Origin of the sequence: Allobosea sp. UNC402CLCol (assembly GCF_000745475.1) — a bacterium.
Classification (GTDB): domain Bacteria; phylum Pseudomonadota; class Alphaproteobacteria; order Rhizobiales; family Beijerinckiaceae; genus Allobosea; species Allobosea spartocytisi.
Genome location: NZ_JQJJ01000010.1, coordinates 190164 through 210727, shown reverse-complemented (window position 1 = coordinate 210727; position 20564 = coordinate 190164). Strand labels below are relative to the sequence as shown.

At 67.8% G+C, this 20564-nt stretch carries 22 protein-coding genes; 10 read left to right on the top strand and 12 right to left on the bottom strand.

Annotation, left to right across the window (positions count from 1 at the left end; genetic code table 11):
* Positions 1-70: 70 nt before the first annotated feature.
* Together GY40_RS13010 and GY40_RS13005 are read right to left on the bottom strand one after the other, a co-directional pair.
* On the bottom strand, positions 71-1051 hold the full coding sequence (locus GY40_RS13010) for a TRAP transporter substrate-binding protein (protein WP_038362896.1): 981 nt from the start codon (positions 1049-1051) through the stop codon (positions 71-73).
* Positions 1052-1106: 55 nt separating this feature from the next.
* Entirely contained in the window at positions 1107-2924 is a 1818-nt protein-coding gene (locus GY40_RS13005; protein WP_051987945.1) for a glucan ABC transporter ATP-binding protein/ permease, read from the bottom strand.
* Between the two features lie 140 nt (positions 2925-3064).
* Between GY40_RS13005 and GY40_RS13000 the strand changes: the two genes are divergently transcribed.
* Together GY40_RS13000 and GY40_RS12995 are read left to right on the top strand one after the other, a co-directional pair.
* On the top strand, positions 3065-3835 hold the full coding sequence (locus GY40_RS13000) for a motility protein A (RefSeq protein WP_038362894.1): 771 nt from the start codon (positions 3065-3067) through the stop codon (positions 3833-3835).
* A gap of 14 nt (positions 3836-3849) precedes the next feature.
* Positions 3850-4674: an OmpA/MotB family protein gene (locus GY40_RS12995; RefSeq protein WP_038362892.1), complete on the top strand. Its 825-nt coding sequence runs from the start codon at positions 3850-3852 to the stop codon at positions 4672-4674.
* Between the two features lie 22 nt (positions 4675-4696).
* Here GY40_RS12995 and GY40_RS12990 read toward each other — a convergent pair whose 3' ends face one another.
* Genes GY40_RS12990 through GY40_RS27555 form a run of 7 tightly spaced genes read right to left on the bottom strand, consistent with a single transcriptional unit; the run spans position 4697 to position 9804 of the window.
* Positions 4697-4993, bottom strand: coding sequence for a hypothetical protein (locus tag GY40_RS12990; protein WP_051987943.1), 297 nt, complete (start codon positions 4991-4993; stop codon positions 4697-4699).
* Positions 4994-4998: 5 nt separating this feature from the next.
* On the bottom strand, positions 4999-6006 hold the full coding sequence (locus GY40_RS12985) for a WD40 repeat domain-containing protein (protein WP_038362890.1): 1008 nt from the start codon (positions 6004-6006) through the stop codon (positions 4999-5001).
* A gap of 14 nt (positions 6007-6020) precedes the next feature.
* Positions 6021-6983, bottom strand: coding sequence for a CobW family GTP-binding protein (locus GY40_RS12980; protein WP_038362888.1), 963 nt, complete (start codon positions 6981-6983; stop codon positions 6021-6023).
* A 42-nt stretch (positions 6984-7025) separates the two neighbouring features.
* The gene (locus GY40_RS12975) at positions 7026-7964 is read right to left on the bottom strand and encodes a metal ABC transporter substrate-binding protein (RefSeq protein ID WP_038362887.1); all 939 of its coding nucleotides are present in this window, start codon (positions 7962-7964) and stop codon (positions 7026-7028) included.
* Between the two features lie 36 nt (positions 7965-8000).
* Positions 8001-8876 carry a metal ABC transporter permease gene (locus GY40_RS12970; RefSeq protein WP_038362885.1) on the bottom strand — a complete coding sequence of 292 codons (876 nt, stop codon included), beginning with the start codon at positions 8874-8876 and terminating at the stop codon, positions 8001-8003.
* A gap of 19 nt (positions 8877-8895) precedes the next feature.
* Entirely contained in the window at positions 8896-9630 is a 735-nt protein-coding gene (aztA, locus tag GY40_RS12965; protein ID WP_038362883.1) for a zinc ABC transporter ATP-binding protein AztA, read from the bottom strand.
* A 12-nt stretch (positions 9631-9642) separates the two neighbouring features.
* The gene (locus GY40_RS27555; protein ID WP_156115940.1) at positions 9643-9804 is read right to left on the bottom strand and encodes a hypothetical protein; all 162 of its coding nucleotides are present in this window, start codon (positions 9802-9804) and stop codon (positions 9643-9645) included.
* A gap of 257 nt (positions 9805-10061) precedes the next feature.
* Here GY40_RS27555 and GY40_RS12960 point away from each other — a divergent pair, with 257 nt between their 5' ends.
* The 3 genes from GY40_RS12960 to GY40_RS12950 all read left to right on the top strand — a co-directional run bounded on the left by GY40_RS12960 (position 10062) and on the right by GY40_RS12950 (position 13678).
* Positions 10062-11030 carry a TAXI family TRAP transporter solute-binding subunit gene (locus GY40_RS12960; protein WP_038362881.1) on the top strand — a complete coding sequence of 323 codons (969 nt, stop codon included), beginning with the start codon at positions 10062-10064 and terminating at the stop codon, positions 11028-11030.
* 150 nt (positions 11031-11180) lie between these two features.
* Positions 11181-13316, top strand: coding sequence for a TRAP transporter permease (locus GY40_RS12955; RefSeq protein WP_051987941.1), 2136 nt, complete (start codon positions 11181-11183; stop codon positions 13314-13316).
* Positions 13313-13678 (top strand): DUF1850 domain-containing protein, encoded by a 366-nt coding sequence (locus tag GY40_RS12950; RefSeq protein WP_038362879.1) that lies wholly within the window; start codon positions 13313-13315, stop codon positions 13676-13678. Before GY40_RS12955 ends, GY40_RS12950 begins: the two co-directional genes overlap by 4 nt.
* A gap of 127 nt (positions 13679-13805) precedes the next feature.
* Here GY40_RS12950 and GY40_RS12945 read toward each other — a convergent pair whose 3' ends face one another.
* Positions 13806-14045, bottom strand: coding sequence for a hypothetical protein (locus GY40_RS12945; RefSeq protein WP_038362877.1), 240 nt, complete (start codon positions 14043-14045; stop codon positions 13806-13808).
* Between the two features lie 172 nt (positions 14046-14217).
* Between GY40_RS12945 and GY40_RS12940 the strand changes: the two genes are divergently transcribed.
* Genes GY40_RS12940 through GY40_RS12920 form a run of 5 tightly spaced genes read left to right on the top strand, consistent with a single transcriptional unit; the run spans position 14218 to position 18671 of the window.
* Positions 14218-15807, top strand: coding sequence for a gamma-glutamyltransferase family protein (locus GY40_RS12940; RefSeq protein ID WP_038362875.1), 1590 nt, complete (start codon positions 14218-14220; stop codon positions 15805-15807).
* Positions 15808-15812: 5 nt separating this feature from the next.
* Positions 15813-17009, top strand: a complete 1197-nt coding sequence (locus GY40_RS12935) for an amidase (protein ID WP_038362873.1) — start codon at positions 15813-15815, stop codon at positions 17007-17009.
* Between the two features lie 12 nt (positions 17010-17021).
* Positions 17022-17642, top strand: coding sequence for a nitrile hydratase subunit alpha (nthA, locus tag GY40_RS12930; RefSeq protein ID WP_038362871.1), 621 nt, complete (start codon positions 17022-17024; stop codon positions 17640-17642).
* Positions 17639-18298, top strand: coding sequence for a nitrile hydratase subunit beta (gene nthB, locus GY40_RS12925; RefSeq protein ID WP_038362869.1), 660 nt, complete (start codon positions 17639-17641; stop codon positions 18296-18298). Before nthA ends, nthB begins: the two co-directional genes overlap by 4 nt.
* A gap of 37 nt (positions 18299-18335) precedes the next feature.
* Positions 18336-18671, top strand: a complete 336-nt coding sequence (locus GY40_RS12920) for a nitrile hydratase accessory protein (RefSeq protein WP_166652911.1) — start codon at positions 18336-18338, stop codon at positions 18669-18671.
* A gap of 3 nt (positions 18672-18674) precedes the next feature.
* Here the strand turns inward: GY40_RS12920 and GY40_RS12915 are convergent, their stop codons facing one another.
* Complete coding sequence (locus tag GY40_RS12915) at positions 18675-19742, bottom strand: nickel/cobalt transporter (RefSeq protein ID WP_038362868.1); 1068 nt, start codon at positions 19740-19742, stop codon at positions 18675-18677.
* Positions 19733-20383 (bottom strand): DUF1007 family protein, encoded by a 651-nt coding sequence (locus GY40_RS12910; protein ID WP_162737853.1) that lies wholly within the window; start codon positions 20381-20383, stop codon positions 19733-19735. Before GY40_RS12910 ends, GY40_RS12915 begins: the two co-directional genes overlap by 10 nt.
* Positions 20384-20564 lie beyond the last annotated feature (181 nt).

Sequence of the window (20564 nt, the reverse complement as noted above, 5' to 3'; positions counted from 1 at the left end):
TTGTCGCATAATCGCTCGACGCTGTCTCGACGGTCGCCCTGAGCTGCGACGATCCTTCTGCCATCCGCCGCTATTTCCTATCGTATTGATCGAGCAGGGTAGCCCCGTCGGCTCCAGTGCTGCGGCGCCAGCTCTCGATGGCACCACGCCCGGCCTTGGCCAGGGTTTGCGCGACATCCGCCGGCACATCGGCACGAATCGAAACCTTGTTGGCCCGCATGCGAGCATAGTTCTCGTCGAGCCGCGTGCGGATCGCGGCCCATTGCCGCGCTTCCGTATCCTTCGCAGCCGCGTCGACGACCTGCCTGAGATCGGCCGGCAGTGCCTCATAGGCTGCGAGATTGACCGTCGCGAGCGAGATCGGCATCGCGTAGTTCACTTCGGTGAAGTGAGGCAGAAAGTCCCAGAGATTGCGCCCCGCGCCACCATCTCCGGAGGAGAGCACGGCCGTGACCGAGCCGTCCTTCACCTTGGGCATCGCATCGGCGAAGGAGAGATTGGCCGCCTTGGCGCCTGCCGCGTCCATCACCGCGGTCGAGGTCGCGTCATAGGTCCGGATCGACAGGCCTGTGAGGTCAGCCGCCGAATCGAGCGGCGCCTTCGACCAGATGCCCGAGGCCGGCCAGGGCGTGGTGTAGAGAATCTTCTGGCCGAAACCGGCGAGCTTCTTCTCATAGACCGGCCGCGCCAGATCGGTCAGGCGGCGGGCATCGGCGATCGAGGTCGCCAGGAAGGGTAGCGAGGACAGGCCGAACAGCGGATCGACCGCGCCGAGAGCTCCGGCGAAGGCGTCACCCGCGGCGACCTCGCCCTTCTGCACGGCGGCGATCATCTGCGCCGACTTGATGCCGCGCTTGGCATCGTAGCTGGGGCGGATCGTCAGGCGCCCGCCGGATCGTTCATTGACCAGCCTGGCGAAGGTCGCGACGCCTTCGCCGGGGATCGCCGTTTCCGGATATTCCGTCGGCATATCCCAGGTCGTCTGCGCCAGGGCAGCGCCCGCACCGAGAAGGAGGCCGGAGACGAGAAAACCGGCCGCGAGCCAACGCATGAGAAACCCTCTTTTTGCTGTGCCGGAGCATTCCAGCAAGAGGGCCGTCCCTCCGTCAATCCGCCCGCAATTTCTGCGCCAGCGGGCTCGGAGTCTCCGCCGCCAGCTCGGCGGCCGGCTTGTCGGCGACCAGATACTGCGCCCGCGCCAGCGCCGCGAAGCGCCCGCCCTTGGCGACCAGCTCGTCGAAGGTGCCCATCTCCTCGACCTCGCCCTGCTCGAAGACGAGGATGCGGTCGGCGTTGCGGATCGTCGCGAGCCGGTGCGCGATGACGAAGGTGGTGCGCCCCTTCATCACCTCCTCCAGCGCCTTCTGCAGCTTGACCTCGGTCGCGGCGTCGAGCGCCGAGGTCGCCTCGTCGAGGATCAGGATCGGCGGGTTCTTGAGCAGCGCGCGGGCGATCGAGAGGCGCTGGCGCTCGCCGCCGGACAAGGTGCGGCCGCGCTCGCCGACGAGCGTGTCGAGCCCGTCCGGCTGGCGCGCCATCACCTCGGCGGCCTGGGCGCGGTCGAGCGCCTCCATCATCTCGGCATCGGTGGCATCGGGCTTGCCGACCTGCAGATTCTCGCGGATCGAACGGGCGAACAGCATCGGCTCCTGGAAGACGACGCCGATATTGCGCCTGAGCGAGAACAGCGAGATCTCGCGGATGTCCAGGCCGTCGATGGCGATGCGCCCCGATTGCGGGTCGAAGGCACGATGCAGCAGCCCGAGCGTGGTCGACTTGCCCGAGCCGGTCGAGCCCACCACCGCGATCGTCTCGCCCGGCTTCACCGCGAAGGAGACGTCGCGCACCGCGGTGCGCTTGCCGTCATAGGAGAAGGAGACGTCCTCGAAGGCGACCGCGCCCACGAGCCGGCCGGGATCGGGCGCGTTCGGCAGGTCTCGCACCGTCGGCGCCGTGTCGAGCACCTCGAAGAACTCGCGCATCTTCGGCGCCTGCATGAAGATGAAGTTCACGAAGGCCACGATCTGCTCGAGACGCCCGACCAGCATGGTGGCGAAGCCCATGAAGGTGACGATCTCGCCCACCGTCGTCTGGCCGTGCATCAGCAGCCAGGTGCCGACGATGAAGATCGCCAGCACCGTCAGCGTCGCCGAGGCCCGGGTCGCGACATTCGCCACCGCCCACCAGGACAGCACCGGCAATTGCGCGTTGAGCAGGCTCGTGATGGTCGAGCGCAGGCCGCGCACCTCCGCCTCGATGCGGGTGAAGCTCTGGATCACCGGCACGTTGCCGAGCGCATCCGAGGCTTTCTCGGCCAGGCTCGAATGATAGGATTCGACATTGCGCTGGAGCTGGTCGGTCCGGCGCAGCACGAAGCCGGTGAGCGCGCCGAACAGCACGACGAGGCCGATCAGCAGCAGGCCGAGCTGCCAGTTCTTCCAGAGCGTGAAGGGCAGCAGCACGAACAGCGCGACGATCGAGGCGCATTGCTCGCGAAAGAAGGAGAGCCACAGCCCCCACATCGCGCTGGCGCCGTCGAGCATCACCTTGAGGACGCGGCCGGAATGCGTCTGCGTGTGATAGGCGAGCGGCAGGGTCAGCGCATGCTCGAAATACTGCGCCATCACCGCGAGCCGGCGCCGATGCGCGAGCCGGTCGGCATGGAGCGCGACGAAGACCCCGAGCCCGATATTGGCGAGGCCGAAGCCGACCCAGGCCAGGATCAGGATGTCGATGCTGTCCCAGGTCAGCTTGCCGCCGGAGGACTGGATCGTCGTCAGCCGGTCGATCAGCGCGCCGAACAGCATCGGCTCGGCGAAGGCCACGGCCGCCAGCAGGATGTTGGCGAGCGCCAGCACGACGCCCAGCCGCCTTTCCGGGCCGAGTTCGCCGAGGACGCGGGCATAGAGGGCAAGCAGCGACATCGGCCGACTCTTAACGGAGCGTTTCGCCGGGGCAAGCACCCAAACCTTAACGCTTCGTTCAAACCACACCTCTTATGGTCTCGCACTGCGGAAAGCCCCGGCCCGCGACCCCGGAGCAGCGCGTGCATCAGGGTGCTCTTATGGATCTCGCCACCGGCGCAGGTATTCTGGGGGGTATCGCGACGATCGTCGCGCTGATCCTGATCGATGGCGGCAATTTCGCCGCCTATTGGGACAAGCACGCCGCGATCATCATCTTCGGCGGCGCCAGCGCGGCCACCATGCTGCGCTTTCCGTTTTCGGTGATCGCGCACGGCCTGCCGATGGGCGTCCGCTTCGCCTTCACCATGCGTTCCGTCAATCCCCGCGAGCTGATCGACGAGATCACGCGCGTCGCCGAGATCGCCCGCAAGAGCGGCCCGGTCGCGCTCGAGAATGTCGAGGTCTCCGACCCGTTCCTCGCCCAGGGGCTGCGCTACATCGCCGACGGCTACGACAAGGACTTCATCCGCGACACGATGGAGCGGGACCGCGACAACTTCCTGCAGCGGCTCGACGAAGGCTCAAAGGTCTACCGCGCCATCGGCGACTGCGCCCCGGCCTGGGGCATGATCGGCACGATTCTCGGCATGGTGACGATGTTCGCCAACATGTCCGACCCCTCCAGGCTCGGCCCGGCCATGGCGACGGCGCTGCTGGCGACGCTCTACGGCGCCATGGTCGCCAACATGTTCACGCTGCCGATCGCCGACAAGCTGCACATCAAGCTCGAGGAAGAGGAGATCTCGCGCACGCTGATCATCGACGGCGTGCTGCAGATGCGCGACGCCAAGAGCCCGACGCTGGTGCGCGAGATGCTGCTGGCCTACCTGCCCGACCACCATCGCGCAGAGATGGCGGCAGCGGCATGACCGGGCTCTAGGCCATGGCGAAGAAAAAACGCGGCGGTCACGGCGGCCATGGCTGGTTCGTGACCTTTGCCGATCTGATGGCGCTGCTCATGGCGTTCTTCGTCATGGTCGCCGCCTATTCGAGCCAGGACAAGCAGAAGATGCAGATCGTCGCCGGCTCGATGCGCGACGCCTTCGGCACGCAAAGCGACGTGCGGCTCGCCGGCATCATCGAGCTCGACGGCATCCCGACCAAGACGCATATCAAGAACGCCTATATCAGGCCGCTGCAGGACGCCTCCGACAACACCGCGCCCAACCACAACAACCAGAAGGAAGACGGGCTGATCTCGGCGACCTACGATCGCGGCTTCGCGCTCGCTGCCGCCTCGCTGAGGCAAGCGCTGCGCGACATGCCGGAGATCGCCGAGGTCTCGCGCAACATCCTCGTCGAGGTCTCCGAGGCGGGCATCGACATCCAGCTCGTCGATCAGGAGGGCCGCGCGATGTTCGCGGAAGGCTCGGCCCAGCCCAACGAGCGCATGCGCAAGGTGCTCGCCGCCATCGCCCCGACATTGCGGCGCATGTCCAACAAGATCGCCATTTCCGGCCACAGCGCGACGCCCCGCCCCGGCCAGCCGCCCGAAGGCGATATCTGGGGCCTCTCCGTCGCCCGCGCCAACGCCGTGCGCGAGATTCTCGCCGGTGCCGGCGTGCCCAATGAGCGCTTCCTCTCCGTCACCGGCAAGGGCGATATCGAGCCGCTGATCAAGGACAACCCCTATCTGCCCTATAACCGGCGGGTCGGAATCGTCCTGAAGGCGGATGCGCCGGTGCTGCCGCAAGGGCTGAAGCCCTGAGAATAGCGATCAAGTACCGCGGTCAAGCCCCAGTATGACGGAGCGCCTCCGCCAGCGCCGCATCCGTCACCTCGGCCATCGCCATCTGCAGCTTGTAGGCCTGCGTCTTCGCGCCGGGCTGCATCACCAGGATCACCGTCTCGGTGCCCGGACAGCTCGGATCGGCGCAGAGGATCTCGTTGACGGCAATCACCGTCGTCTCGGGCAGGCCGAGCAACTCGCGAACCTGCCTCTTCAGGCTTTCGGCCACGGCCTTCGCCTCGGCTTTCGCGCCGTCATCCTTGCGGGCCTCGCCCTTGCCGAAGAGCCCGAAGCGCATCGTGCCTAAGCCGGCAGCGTCAGCACGCCGGCGGCACCGTCCTCGGCCCCGAAGGCGAGGCGCTTGCCGGCCTTGTCCCAGGCGAAGGCGCTGATGCCGCTGCCGCGCTCGGCCGGCCGTACCAGCAATTCGGAGCCGTCGGTCAGGCGCACCAGCAGGATGCAGCCATCGTCATAGCCGATCGCCAGAACCAGCGCGCCCGGATGGAAGGCGACGCGGGTGACGCGGGCATGGCGCACGCCACATTCGCGCGGCGCCTTGCCCTGCGGCCCGTCGCCCTGGAAGGGCCAGACGATCGCGCCGTCCGCTCCGCTGGATGCGAGCCAGAGCCCGTCATGCGACCAGGACAGCGAGCGCGGCTTGGCCGGATAGCCGGTCATCCGCATATGGCCCGGCCTGTCGCCGAGCTTCCAGCCATGCAGCGCGTTTTCCTGCATGGAGGTGACGACGAAGCGCCCGTCCGGGGACCAGGCGGCGTCGAGATGCGAGCCCTTCCAGTCGAGGAATTCCGGCTTCGCCTCGGTGTTCGGATACCAGAGCGAGACGCCGTTCATCTGCGCGACGGCGAGGCGGTAACCCTTCGGCGCGAAGACGAGGCCTTGCGGCGTGCTGGCCGCTTCGAGCGTGCGGACGCGGCCCTTCTCGTCGCGGGCATGGACCGTCTTGCCGGTGTTCCAGGCGAGATGGCCCGAAGGCGACAGCGTGATCGCGTCGACCCAGCGCCGCTTCGGATCCTTCGCCAGCTCTTCCGGCTCGCCCTCGAACCGCGTTGCGACGACGCGCCCGTCATCCCCGCCCGAGATCAGCCGGTCATTGTCGCCGGTCGCGCAGAGGATGCCGCCGGCATGGGCCTCGACGCTGTCGGTCGCGCCGTCGCGCCAGCGCAGCACGCGCCCGTCGGCCAGCGCGAAGACGAGCCCCTGCTTCAGCCAGCGGGTAGCGACGACATGGTCTCCCGCCGCGATGGGGACGACATGCTCGCGCAGCGAGGTGGGTTGGGTCAAAGTAGCCATGATGCGGCTTTAGCTCACGCCGCGCAGGCTTCAAACCCCTTGCGCAACTCGTTCTCGTTGAGCCCGCGCCCGATGAACACCAGCCGGCTCTCGCGCTTCTCGCCGGCCTTCCAGTCGCGCTGGAGGTCGCCGTCGAGGATCATGTGCACGCCCTGGAAGACGAAGCGGCGCGGCTCGTCCTTGAAGGCGAGGATGCCCTTGGAACGCAGGATGCTGGGGCCCTGGATCTGGGCGATCTCGTTGATCCAGGGCATGAATTTCTCCGGATCGACGTCGCCGGGGATCGTCAGCGAGATCGAGCGCACATCCTCGGCATGGTGATGGTGATGGCCGGCCTCGAGGAAATCCGGCTCGATGTCGAGGATGCGGTCGAGGTCGAAGGCCTTGCGGTCGAGCAGCGATGCGATCTCGACATTGCAGCGCTCGGCCTTCTCGAGCCGGGCATAGGGGTTGATCGCGCGGATCTGCGCCTCGACCTCGGCCAGCTCCTCAGGGCTGACCAGGTCGGTCTTGTTGAGGATGATGACATCGGCGAAGGCGATCTGGTTCTTCGCCTCGGGCGCGTCCTTCAGCCGGTCCTTCAGCCATTTGGCGTCGGTCACGGTGACGACCGCATCGAGGCGGGTGGCGTCGCCGACATCCTGGTCGACGAAGAAGGTCTGCGCGACCGGCGCGGGATCGGCGAGACCGGTGGTCTCGACGATGATCGCGTCGAACTTGCCCTTGCGCTTCATCAGCCCGTCGAGGATGCGGATCAGGTCGCCGCGCACGGTGCAGCAGATGCAACCGTTGTTCATCTCGAAGATTTCCTCATCGGCACCGACGATGAGGTCTCCGTCGATTCCCGCCTCGCCGAACTCGTTGACGATGACGGCGAATTTCTTGCCGTGCTCCTCGGTGAGGATGCGGTTCAGCAGCGTGGTCTTGCCGGCGCCCAGATAGCCGGTGAGCACCGTGACGGGGATCTTTTCGGACATGATTGCAACCTGATGGCTGGTGGCCTCGGGAGCGGCTGGCCGTCAGGCCGGGCCGGCGGCGAGCGCCTTCTCGATCTCGCTTATATTGTGCTTCATCATGTCGATGTAAGTCCCCGCCGGGCCCGAGGCGTCGGAAAGCGCGTCGGAGTAGAGCGTGCCGCCGATCCGGGCGCCGGATTCCCTGGCGATCTGCTCGATCAGGCGGGGGTTGGTGACGTTTTCGAGGAAGACGGCCGGCACCTTCTGCGCCTTGATCTGGCGGATGATGCGGGCGACGTCCTTGGCCGAGGCCTCGGATTCCGTCGAGACGCCCTGCGGCGCGATGAATTCGATGCCATAGGCCTTCATGAAGTAGCCGAAGGCATCGTGCGTGGTGATCGCCCTGCGCCGGTCGGCCGGGATGCGCGCGACCGCCGCCTTCACCTCGCCCTCGACGACATCGAGCTTGGCGAGATAGGCCGTGGCATTGGCATCGTAGACCGCCTTGCCGGCCGGATCGGCGGCGCCGAGCGCATCGCGGATATCGGCGACGTAGATGCGGGCATTGGCGATGTCCTGCCAGGCATGGGGATCGTCATGGCCATGATCGTGGCCGTGCCCGCCCTTCGCGTCGTGCCCTTCCTCGGCCGCCTCGATCGGCTTGATGCCCTTGGTCGCGGTCACGACCGTCGCCTTCGTGCCGGAGGATTTGATCAGGCGCGGCAGCCAGCCTTCGAGATGCAGGCCGTTGATGACGACGAGCTTCGCCGCCGCCATCGCCTTGGCGTCGGCCGGCGTCGGCGAATAGACATGGGCGTCGCCATTCGGCCCGACGAGCGAGGTCACGCTGACCCGTTCGCCACCGACCTGCTTCACGAAATCGGCCAGCACCGAGAAGCTCGCCACCACCGGCAGCTTCTCCTGCGCGAAAGCGGCGGTGGGCAATGCCGCGAGGGAGAGCCCCGCGACCAGATAGGCGACAAGGCTGCGACGGTTAGGCATGAAACTCTCCGCTCGAAATGAAACGATATAACGTTTCTATCTTTCAAGATGGGGCCGAATCAAGGCACGCCGCGCAAGCCCGCCCTGCGAGCCGAGCAGAAGCGAGAGAATGTAGAGGCAACCGGCCGCGAGAATGATCGCCGGGCCGGCCGGCAGGCTCGAGCCCGCCGCATAGGAGACGACGAGGCCGGCATAGCCGGCGACCATGCCGAAGCCGGTCGCCAGCAGCAGCAGCCGCGTGATGTCCGCCGTCCAGAACCGCGCCGCCGCCGCCGGCAGCATCATCATGCCGACCGCGAGCAGAGTGCCGAGCGCGTTGAAACCGGCGACGAGATTGAGCACCACGAGCGCGAGGAACGTCAGGTGGACGAAGCCGCCGGAGCGGCTGACCGAGCGCAGGAAGCCGGGATCGACGCATTCCAGCACCAGCGGCCGGTAGAGCGCCGCCAGCGCCGTGAGCGAAACCGTCGCGACGCCCGCGAGCAGGATCAGCACGTCGTTGTCGAGCGCCAGCACATTGCCGAAGAGGACATGCAGCAGATCGATCGCCGAGCCGCGCAGCGAGACGATGGTGACGCCGAGCGCCAGCGAGATCAGGTAGAAGGCGGCGAGCGAGGCGTCTTCCTTCAGCACCGTCGCGCGCGCCACCGCGCCGGCGAGCAGAGCCACGGCAAAGCCGGCGGCCAGCCCGCCGATCGTCATCGCCGGCAGCGAGAAGCCGGCGACGAGATAGCCCAAGGCCGCGCCCGGGAGGATGGCATGGGCCATCGCATCGCCGGTCAGGCTCATGCGCCTGAGCATCAGGAAGACGCCGATCGGCGCGCCGGAGACCGACAGCGCCGTCACGCCGACGAGCGCACGGCGCATGAAGTCGAATTCGGCGAAGGGGCCGATGAAGAGATCGTAGAGCATCGGCCTGACCGGAAAAGCGTTACGCCGCGTCGCGCTGGCAGGGAGCGGCGTGGCTGTCGAAGGCCTCGACCATGCGGCGCGCCTTGAGCAGGTTCTCCGGTGTCAGCACATCGGCGGTCGCGCCCCAGGCGACGGCCTCGCGCGCCAGCAGCAGCGTCTGCGGAAAGGCCCGGCGCACCGTCTCGATGTCGTGCAGCACCGCGACGACGGTGCGGCTCTCGCCATGCCAGCGCTGGACCAGCGCCAGCAGATCGGCGGTGGTGCGCGCGTCGATGGCGGTGAAGGGCTCGTCGAGCAGGATGATTTCGGCGTCCTGCAGCAGGAGCCGCGCGAACAGCGCACGCTGCATCTGCCCGCCGGAGAGCGTGCCGATCGGACGGCGCTCGAAGCCGGTCAGCCCCACCGCCGCGATGGCGTGCTCGACCTTGTGGGCGACGCCCGCCCCGATCCGCCCGAAGATGCCGGCGCGGCTCCACAAGCCCATCGCGACGAGATCATAGACATGGATCGGGAAGGAGCGGTCGAGCTCGGCCGATTGCGGCAGATAGGCGAGCCGCTTGCCCTTGGCGAGCGAGATACCGCCGGCGAGCGGAAGCAAGGTGCCGGTGATGCCCTTGAGCAAGGTCGACTTGCCGGCACCGTTGGGCCCGACGATTGCGGTCAGGCTCCCCGTGGCGACCTCGCCGGAGAGATGGTGGATCGCCGGGTGACGGTCATAGCCCAAGGTCAGGTCGGTGAGGCGGATGGCGGACAACGCGAACTTCCTTCAGGCGATCACGGCCAGCGTCGCGGCCCAGAGCAGGACGACGACGACAGCGGCCAGCCCGACGCGATTCCAGGCCGACAGGCGCAGCAGCGACCAGCCCGGATCATCCGAGACGGCCTGCGAGGCGGCGTGACTGTGGCCATGGTCGTGCGCGTGAGCCATGTGAGACGATATAATATTACATCGACGACGGCACAAGCGATCTTCGCGGCTTGTGCACGCCTCGCGAAGCTCCAGCCTGCCGGGATGAGATACGCGGGTCGAGCCCTGGTCGGATGCGAGCTTCGGCAAGAATCACCCTCGGTAATTGGGCTAAAGGCGCAAGCGAAAGCCATGTCTTGCGCTTTTCCTCGGCCGGCATCCTGCTTACAACTCAAGGCAAGCCCACCGTTCGAGCCGGGCAGATTCAGGGAGCTTCCATGAAAACGCTGTTCCGCGGCCGGCGCCTCGCCGGCCTTGCCGCTGCCGTTCTGCTGGCCGCCGCGCCGGCGGGTGCCCGTGCCCAGGAATTCATCAACATCCTCACCGGCGGCACCTCCGGCGTCTATTATCCGATGGGCGTCGCGCTCTCGAAGATCTATGGCGAGAAGATTCCGAACGTCCGCCCGACCGTGCAGGCGACCAAGGCCTCGGTCGAGAACCTCGTGCTGCTGCAGCAGGGCCGCGGCGAAATCGCCTTCACGCTCGGCGACTCGCTCGACGCCGCCTGGAAGGGCGACGAGGAGGCCGGCTTCAAGACGCCGCTGAAGAAGCTGCGCGGCATCACCGCGATCTATCCGAACTATGTCCAGATCGTCGCCTCGAAGGAGAGCGGCATCAAGACGCTGGCCGATCTCAAGGGCAAGCGCCTCTCGGTCGGCGCGCCGAAATCCGGCACGGAGCTCAATGCGCGCGCCATCCTCGCCGCGGCCGGCCTCGGCTACAAGGATCTCGGCAAGGTCGAATACCTGCCCTTCGCCGAGTCGGTGGAACTGATGAAGAACCGCCAGCTCGATGCCACCTTGCAATCGGCCGGCCTCGGCGTCGCCTCGCTGCGCGACCTCGCCACCTCGATCGAGATCAACGTCGTCGAGGTTCCGAAGGCGGTCATCGACAAGGCGGGCCCGCCCTTCATCAGCACCCCGATCCCGGCCAATACCTATACCGGCCAGACCGCGGCAGTGAACACTGCGGCCGTGGTGAACTACCTCGTCACCCATGAGGGCGTGAAGGACGAGCTGGTCTACCAAATGACCAAGAACATCTTCGAGAACCTGGGCGATCTCGCCGCCTCGCACGCCGCCGGCAAGGACATCAAGCTCGAGCGCGCGCTCGACGGCATGCCGATCCCGCTGCATCCGGGCGCGGCGCGCTACCTCAAGGAAAAGGGGCTGAAGGTCGGTTCGTAAGCGGTCTTTCGCCTTTCCGACGCCTTCGCGGTCATCCCGCCGATCCGGGATCCATGCCTGAACCGTTCCGGCATGGATCCCGGGTCTCTCTCCGGTCGCCCGGGATGACGGCACATTCTTTGACGGCCTGACGCGGAGCCGAGCAGGACCATGACCCACGAGACCGACCAGTTGGAAGCCCTCTCCGGCGCAAGACCGGGCGAGGTCGAGCATGCCGATCTCGACAATTTCGAGCATGGCTTCCCGCCCGGTTTCGGTCCCGGCCGCTGGGGTCTCCTGGCCTATGGCCTCGCGCTCGCCTTCGCCGCCTTCCAGATCGCGATCTCCGCCTGGAATTTCCTGCCGAGCCAGGCGGCGCGCGGCGTTCATGTCGGCTTCCTGCTGCTGCTGAGCTTCGGGCTCATCGCCAATTTCCGGGCGAAGGACACACCCGGGCGGCTGCTCGGCTGGGCGCTGGGCCTGCTCGGCTTCGCGGTCGGCCTCTATCAATGGATCTTCTACGCCGACCTGATCCTGCGCGACGGCGATCCCTCGACGCTGGACCTCGTCGTCGGCACGCTGTTGATCGTGCTGATCTTCGAGGCCGCGCGCCGATTGATGGGCAATGCCCTGCCGATCATGTGCGGCGTCTGCCTGCTCTACTGGTTCTTCGGCCAGTATCTGCCCGCGCCCTTCAACCATCGCGGCTATGGCTACGACCAGATCATCGGCCATCTCTCCTTCGGCACCGAGGGCTTCTACGGCACGCCGATCTACGTCTCCGCGACCTATATCTTCCTGTTCATCGTCTTCGGCTCCTTCCTCGAGAAGGCCGGGATGATCCATCTCTTCAACGACGTCTCGCTCGGCATCTTCGGCGGCACGCGCGGCGGCCCGGCCAAGGTCGCGGTGTTCTCGTCCGGCCTGATGGGGATGATCTCCGGCTCCGGCGTCGCCAATGTCGTCACCGTCGGCCAGTTCACCATTCCGCTGATGATCAAATTCGGCTACCGGCGCGCCTTCGCCGCCGGCGTCGAGGCCACCGCCTCGATGGGCGGGCAGATCATGCCGCCGGTGATGGGCGCGGTCGCCTTCATCATGGCCGAGACCCTGGGCGTGCCCTATGCCGAGATCGTCAAGGCGGCCGCCATCCCTGCGATCCTCTACTTCGCCTCGGCCTTCTGGATGGTGCATCTGGAGGCCGGGAAGTACGGGCTGAAGGGCGTCGAGCGCGCCTTGCTGCCGAGCCCGCTCAAGGCGCTGCGGGAGCGCTGGTATCTCGCCTTGCCGCTCGCCGTGCTCGTCTTCATGCTGTTCCACGGCTTCACCCCGCTCTTTGCCGGTACGATGGGCCTTGCGCTGACCGTCGGGCTGCTGCTCGGCGCGGGCTTTGCCGCTGGCCTGAGCAGGCAGAGCCTGCGCGTCATCTTCTGGATCGGGCTCGGGCTCATCGCCGCCGCGCTCTTCCAGGAGGGGCTCGATGTCCGCTACGTCGCTGGCCTGATCGCGCTTCTCGTGCTCGCCAACGCCTTCACCCTGGGCGGCCGCACCACGCTGGCGATCAGCCGCGACGCGCTCGCCGACAGCGCCAAGACGGCGCTGCCGGTCGGCATCGCCTGCGCCATCGTCGGCACGATCATCGGCCTGATGACGCAGACCGGCATCGGCACCACCTTCGGCGCCTGGATCATCGGGCTCGGCCAGTCCAGCCTGTTCCTGGCGCTGGTCCTGACGATGATCCTCTCGATCCTGCTCGGCACCGGCATCCCGACGATCCCGACCTACATCATCGTCGCGGCCCTGGCAGCGCCGGCGCTGGAGAAGCTCGGCGTGCCGCTGATCGTCAGCCACATGTTCGCCTTCTACTACGGCATCATGGCCGACCTCTCGCCGCCGGTGGCGCTCGCGGCGCTGGCCGCTGCGCCGATCGCCAAGGAGAACCCCGACAAGATCGGCTGGGAGGCGATGCGCGTCGCGCTTGCCGGCTACGTCATCCCCTTCATCGCGGTCTATTCGCCGGCGCTGATGCTCCAGGCCGGAGATCCGATGGCCAACGTCATCGGCTTCTGGCCGGCGGTGATCTACGCCACCTTCAAGGCCTCGGTCGCGATCGGCCTCTTCGGGATGGTGGCGATCGGCTGGCTCTTCGGCCGGCTGACCGTCGTGGAGCGGGTGCTCTGCTTCGTCGCGGCGGTGCTGCTCTTCGGCGAGTTCGCCTATAGCGACCCGCTCGGCTATGTGCTGACGGCGGCGATCATCGCGCGGCACTGGTTTGCCGCGCGCCATGCGGAACCGGCGGCGGCATGAGCCTGTGCCTTGCGGCCGGCGCGCTCCTCGTCTCGCTTGGCCATGGCGAGATCACGCTGGGCTGGCGGCATTCGGTGCAGAAGACGCTGTGGGAAGAAGTCTGGCGCGAGACCCCGGCGGGGCTTGTCCTCGTCGAGGCCCGCATCGAGGGCTCGGGCGCCGGCATGGACCCGCCCGACGGCGCCAGGCTGATCGACGGCTTCTGGCGCTGGCACCCCGCCCTGCCGGCTTTGCCGGAGGTGGTGCTGCGCCGCTCCGGCGCCACCGCCGACTGGCGCCTCTGCATGGACGGCGCCTGCAAGCCGATGAGCGATTACCTGCCGGCCGAGGCCGACCCGGTCACGCTGAAGGTTTGTGGGTAAAATCCGCGAGGTTCGCCGTCATTCTCGGGCGGAGCGAAGCGCAGACCCGAGAATCTCAGGCCGAAGGTGCCTCCGGCGCCCGCTTGTCACGAGATGCTCGGGTCAAGCCCGAGCATGACGCCCTACCTCAATCGACCGTGGTGAGATGCTCGACCTTCAGCACGCGCCGCATCAGATTGACGAAGCCATAGGCCGCGAAGACCGAGAACACGGCCATCATGATGTACTCGAACATCGTGCCGAGATCGAACATGCCGGCGATGGCCCAGCCGGCCGCGAGCGCGACGCCGAAGAGCTCGACCGCGATCAGGATTCCCAGCGAAACCACGATGGTCAGGCTGCGCCAGTTGGTGTGCCGTCCGGCCATGCTGTCCTTCCTTCGAATGCCCGCCTTCGCGGACACATTGTCGAGCACTGGCGCCTTCACGCCGCCATGCGCCCAACGCACCTAGCGGACACAGCCGCGCCATGCAACAAAATCGCGCCCCGAAGGCGCCCTTGCGCCAGATGGGGACGCATGGGGAGATTGAAAAGTCCTGATGGTCGATACGCCTGTCTTCGGTTCGGCCGCAGTCGCCGCGCCCCATCATCTTGCCTCGGAAGCCGGCCGCGCCGTCCTCGCGGAAGGCGGCAATGCGATCGAGGCCATGGTCGCGATGGCGGCCACCATCGCCGTGGTCTATCCGCATATGAACGGCATCGGCGGTGACGGCTTCTGGCTGATCCACGAGCCCGGCGGCAAGATGCATGGCATCGAGGCCTGCGGCCCGGCCGGGACGCTCGCGACGATCGAGCGCTATCGCGCCAAGGATTACGACAGCATCCCGGCGCGCGGCCCGGAAGCGGCGCTGACCGTCGCCGGAGCCGTCGAGGGCTGGCGTCTCGCGCTCGACCTCTCCAGATCCCGCGGCGGCCGCCTGCCGCTGCGCGAATTGCTCGCCGATGCGCTCCGCCACGCCCGCGAGGGCTATGCGGTGTCCCCTTCCGAATGCGGCAACCGGCCCAACGAGCTGGAAGCGCTGAAGGCCGCGCCAGGCTTCCTCAAGACCTTCTGGCCCGACGACGCGCCACCCAAGCCCGGCAGCCATCGCAAGATGGAGGCGCTGGCCGAGACGCTGCAGCAGCTCGCCGGAGCCGGGCTCGACGATTTCTACCGCGGCGATGTCGGCCGCGAGATCGCCGCCGATCTCGAACGCATCGGCGCGCCGGTGACGCGCGCCGATCTCGAACGCTACCACGCCCGCACCGTCGCCCCGCTCGCGCTCGCCTTGCCCGGCCTCACGGTCTGGAACATGCCGCCGCCGACGCAAGGCCTGGCCGCACTCGTCATTCTCGGCCTGTTCGAGCGGCTCGGCCGGGTCGAGCTCGACTCTTTCGCGCATCATCACGGGCTGATCGAGGCGACGAAGCGCGCGCTCGCCATCCGCGACCGCCATGTCACCGACCCCGCTTATGCGACCGGCGATCCCGCCCGTTTTCTGGGTGAGGCGATGCTGGCCCGCGAGGCCGCCGAGATCGATGCCAGGCGCGCCGCGCCCTGGCCGGTGAAGCCTGGCCATGGCGACACGATCTGGATGGGCGCCATCGACGGCAAGGGCCTCGCCGTCTCCTACATCCAGTCGATCTATTGGGAATACGGCTCCGGCTGCGTGCTGCCCGCGACCGGCATCCACTGGCAGAACCGTGGCATCTCCTTCTCGCTCGACAAGGCCGCCGCGAATCCGCTCATGCCCGGCCGAAAGCCCTTCCACACGCTGAACCCGGCCTTCGCCCGCTTCGACGACGGGCGCATCCTCGCCTATGGCGCGATGGGCGGCGACGGCCAGCCGCAATTCCAAGCGCAGATCCTGACGCGCTACCGCCTCGGCCAGAATCTCGCGACCGCGATCGATGCGCCGCGTTGGCTCTTCGGCCGCACCTGGGGCTCCGCCTCCACCGGGCTGAAGGTCGAAAGCCGCTTCGATTCCGCCCTGCTGGAGCGGCTCGACGCCGCCGGCCATCCGGTCGAGGAGAGCGGACTGGCCTATTCCGAGGGCTTCGGCCATGCCGGCATGCTGGTGAAGCATGCGAATGGCCGCGTCGAGGCCGCGCACGATCCGCGTTCCGATGGCGATGCGAGGGGGATCTGATTCACATGACCTATGACGACCCGTTCCGCTGCTTCGTGCCCTATCCCGACGCGGCGGTGAAACACAGCCCGACCGGTCCGCTCGCCGGGCTGACGCTGGCGGTGAAGGACCTCTTCGACGTCAAGGGCTACCCGACGGGCGCGGGATCGCCGATCGTGCTGGCGCAATCCGGCATCAAGACCAAGACCGCGCCGATCGTGAAGGAGCTGCTGCAGGCCGGCGCCCGCTTCGTCGGCAAGACGCATACCGACGAACTCGCCTTCTCGCTCAATGGCAAGAACGCGCATTTCGGCGCGCCGATCAACCCGGCTGCGCCGGACCGGATCACCGGCGGCTCCTCCTGCGGCTCGATGGCAGCCGTCGCGGGGCGTCTCGCCGACATCGCTGTCGGATCCGACACCGGCGGCTCGGTCCGGGCGCCGGCGAGCTATGGCGGGCTCTTCGGCATTCGTCCCACCCATGGCCGGCTCTCGCTGAAGCGGGTCTGGCCGCTGGCGGAAAGCCTCGACACGCCCGGCTGGTTCACTCGCGACGGCGAGGTTTTTGCCCGCGTCGGCAACGTCCTGCTCGGCAAGGACCGCACCGAACTGCCGGAGGTGCCGCGCCTGCTGCTGGCCGACGACATGTTCGCCCAGGCCGTGCCGGAGGCCGAAACGATCCTGCGCAATGTCGTGCAGCGCGCCCTGCCCAGCGTCGGCCAGCCGGAAAGCGTCAAGCTCGTGCGCGACATCGACGCGCTCTACTGGGCCTTCCGCTGGATCCAGGGCCGCGAGGCCTGGGCCTCCGACGGGGCCATGATCGAGCGCTTCGCCCCGCCGCTGGGGCCGGGCGTGAAGGAGCGCTTCGCCTTCTCGAAAACCGTGACGGATGCCGAATACGCCAAGGGCGAGGCGACGCGAAAGACCTTCCGCGCGCGGCTCGCCCGCCTGCTCGGCCAGGACGGGGTACTGATCCTGCCGACCGTGCCGGACATCGCGCCGCTGGTCAGCGCCGAGGAGCCCGAGCTGGAGGATTTCCGCAACCGGGCGCTGAGGCTGCTCTGCCTGTCCGGCCTGTCGGGCTTCCCGCAAGTGACGATTCCTGTGGCGCAGCGCGAAGGCGCGCCGCTCGGCCTGTCGCTGATCGGGCCGAAGGGCTCGGACAAGTCGCTGATCACCTTCGCCGTCGCCTATGAGCGCGCCACGCGCGTCAGGATCGCCTGAGAGGAGGCCCGGATGAGCGGACACCATCACGACCACGATCACGACAACCACTTCACCGCCATCGAGGCGCGGGTGAAGGCGCTGGAGACGCTGATGGTCGAGAAGGGCTATGTCGATCCGGCCGCACTCGACGCCATCGTCGATACCTACGAAACCAGGGTCGGCCCGCGCAACGGCGCCCAGGTCGTCGCCAAGGCCTGGACCGACCCGGCCTATGCCGAGCGGCTCAAGGTCGACGGCACCGCGGCGGTGGCCGAGCTCGGCTATGGCGGGCGCGGCGGCGAGCATATCGTCGCCTGTTTCAACACGCCGGAGGAGCACAACCTCGTCGTCTGCACGCTCTGCTCCTGCTACCCCTGGCCGGTGCTGGGCCTGCCGCCAGTCTGGTACAAATCCCCGCCCTACCGCGCCAAGGCGGTGATCGATCCGCGCGGCACGCTCGCCGATTTCGGCGTGACGCTGCCGGAGGGCCAGCGCATCCGCGTCTGGGATTCCACCGCCGAAACCCGCTTCATCGTCATCCCGATGCGTCCGGCCGGCACCGAAGGCTGGAGCGAGGAGAAGCTGGCGAGCATCGTCTCGCGCGATTCGATGATCGGCACCGGCCTGCCCCATGTGGAGGACGCGGCATGAACAGCGCCCACGACCTCGGCGGCCAGATGGGTTTCGGCCCGGTCGTGCCGGAGCCGAACGAGCCGGTCTTCCACGGCGATTGGGAAAAGCGCGTGCTCGCGATCAATGTCGCGGCCGGTGCGATGGGCGCCTGGAGCATCGACGAGATCCGTCATCATCGCGAGAGCCTGCCGCCGGCTCAATATCTCTCGGCGAGCTATTACGAGATCTGGCTCGCCGCGCTCGACAAAGTACTGGTCAAGCACGGCTTCCTGACCTCGGCCGAGCTCCTCTCCGGCAAACCCGCGCCCGGGCGCCGCGAGCCGAAGCGCGTGCTCAAGGGCGAGGAGGTGCCGGCGGTGCTCAGGCGCGGCTTCCCCTATGAGCGCGAAGCCAAAGCCCCTGCCCGCTTTGCCGTTGGCGACACCGTCCGCACCATCGTCATGCATCCGCAGCACCATACGCGGCTGCCGCGCTATGCCCGCGGCAAGCAGGGCGTGATCGAGCGCGTCACCGGCTGCCATGTCTTCCCGGATACCGGCTCGCAGGGCCTGCCGGAGACGGCCCAATGGCTTTACACCGTCGTCTTCGCCGGCCCGGAACTCTGGGGCCGCGACGCCGACCCGACCTCCACCGTCAGCATCGAGGCATGGGAGAGCTATCTTGAGCCGGCCTGAGACCAATCTGGCGGCGGCGCTGGCCGCGGACACGCCGATCCCGCGCGATGCCGAGGGGCCGGTCTTCGCCGAGCCCTGGCAGGCGCAGGCCTTCGCGCTGGTCGTCGCCCTCCAGAACCGGGGCGTCTTCACGGCGGATGAATGGGCGCAGGCGCTGGGTGCCGAGATCCGCGAGGCCTTGGCTGCGGGCGGCTGCCGCGACGGCTCGGACTATTACGAGCGCTGGTGCGAGGCGCTGGAACATCTGCTGATCGAAAAGGGCCTCGCCTCGCATGCTGGCGTCGACGCGCTCGCCGCCTCCTGGGCGCGGGCCGCCGAGGCGACGCCGCATGGCAAGCCGATCCTGCTGGAGAACGATCCGCTGCGGAGCTGAGCCTCAGCTTCCCATCCCGCCGATCCACAGGCCGAGCGAGAGCGCGGCGCCGAGCACGACGATGAAGGCGGCCGCCACCAATTCGAGCCCGGCGAGCAGTCGCACCGCCCGCAAGCTGCCTCCGCTGGCGAATTTCAGCGCCGCGAATTTGAAGAAGACGGCGAGCGCCGCCAGCGCCCCTGTCGTGATCGCGGTACCCAGCGCCATGGCGAAGGCGGCGGCGATGCCCGCCCAGTAGAGCCCCTGCGAGGCTGCGAAGACGAGGATGATCAGCGCCCCCGCGCAGGGCCTCAGGCCCGCGGCGAGGACGACGCCGGCCATGTCGCGCCAGTCCCGGAGCCTGGCGACCTGCTGCGCATCCGGCATATGCACGTGGTCGCAGGACGCATCATGCGCGGCGGCCCCCTGCCCGAGCGCCAGGAAACTGCCCGCCTTGCGCCAGAGCACGAGCAGGCCGACCAGCGCGACGAGCAGGAAGCTGCCCTGCTCGATGGCACTGGTCGCCATGTTCATTTTGACGGCGGTGGTGCGGAAGATCAGCGTCGCGACCGAGACGATGGCGATGGCGACGAGCGCCTGCAGGATCGCCGCGGCGAAGCTGAGCGAGAGCCCGCGCTTCAGGCTGCGGTTGTCGGCGACGATATAGCCGGAGATCACCGCCTTGCCGTGGCCGGGCCCGGCCGCATGGAAGACGCCGTAGCCGAAGGACAGGCCGAGCAACCCCCAGACCGCTGTCGGCGTCTGGGCGATCGCCTTCAGCGTCGCGGTCAGCTCGCGATAGAAGCTCGACTGCCAGGCGATCAGCACGGCGCCGAAGCCCGTTGTCGAAGGCAGCGCCTCGCGCGGCAGCGCGGTCCCGAACGGGTTGCGCGGCGGCGGCGGGGCCGGCGGGCTCCAGAGCGAGATGCCCCAGGCCAACAGGCCGAGCGCGGCGGCGACCAATGCCAATGCCAGCGCGGCGACGATGATGCGCGACAACAGCGACGTCGCCCTTTGCGAGCCCTCGGCCTGAGGAGCGCCGGAAGCGCGCGGCTCTTCGGGATGAGGGCTGAGGGGGGTCGTCAGGGACATGCCACCAGCGCCCGCGTCGTGACTTCGTAGCCGCTCATGTCCGGCGTCGCGGTGATATCCTCCTGCGCCAGCTTCTGCGCGACGTCGTCGGCAAGCTTGGGCGGCCGATTGACCCTAACGATGCAGCCGGCCGGGGCATCGCGCGTCACCACGGCGTCCGGCTCATCGACGATCTCGAAGGCGACGAAATAGGTGGGGTCGCCGACCTCGATGCCGAAGGAGCGGCTCTTCGGCGGCGGATGCTTGAGCGGCAGCGTGTAGTTCAATGTCAGGATCTTGTTCTCGAAGACGAGCCCGGCATCGGTCGGCGTGCCGAATTCCTGCTTGCGGCCATTGACCTTGGCGATGGTGAAGAACTCGACCTCGGGCAGCGAATCCATGTTCACCTTGGCGAGGTCCGCCAGCTCGTCCGGCGTCAGCTTGCCGTCGCCGTTCTTGTCGAGGCCCTGGGTGATATAGGCCGAATAGGCCTCGTCGAAGCTCCAGTGCTGCCGGATCGCCTTCACCGTCCCATCCGGCGCGAACAGGATCTCGGCCTTGGCCTTCACCCAGACATGCGGATGCGCCTGCGCCGGCCCCGCCAGGCAGGCGGCGAGCAGGGTGGCGGCCGGCAAGGCCGTAAGAAGCGCACGTCCCGTCAAGAACGGTATCCTCCACAGATCCGGAGCCGAGGGCGATAAGGCCGGCCCGCAACGATTTTGCGACCGGGCCGTCGCAGCCTTCGCCGCGAATCGGGGCCAAATCGCGGCGCAGGCATTTCGCGCAAGGCTGCCCGTGCCGGCAAGACTGGAACGCATCTCTGGACCTCCTCGCAAAAACTGG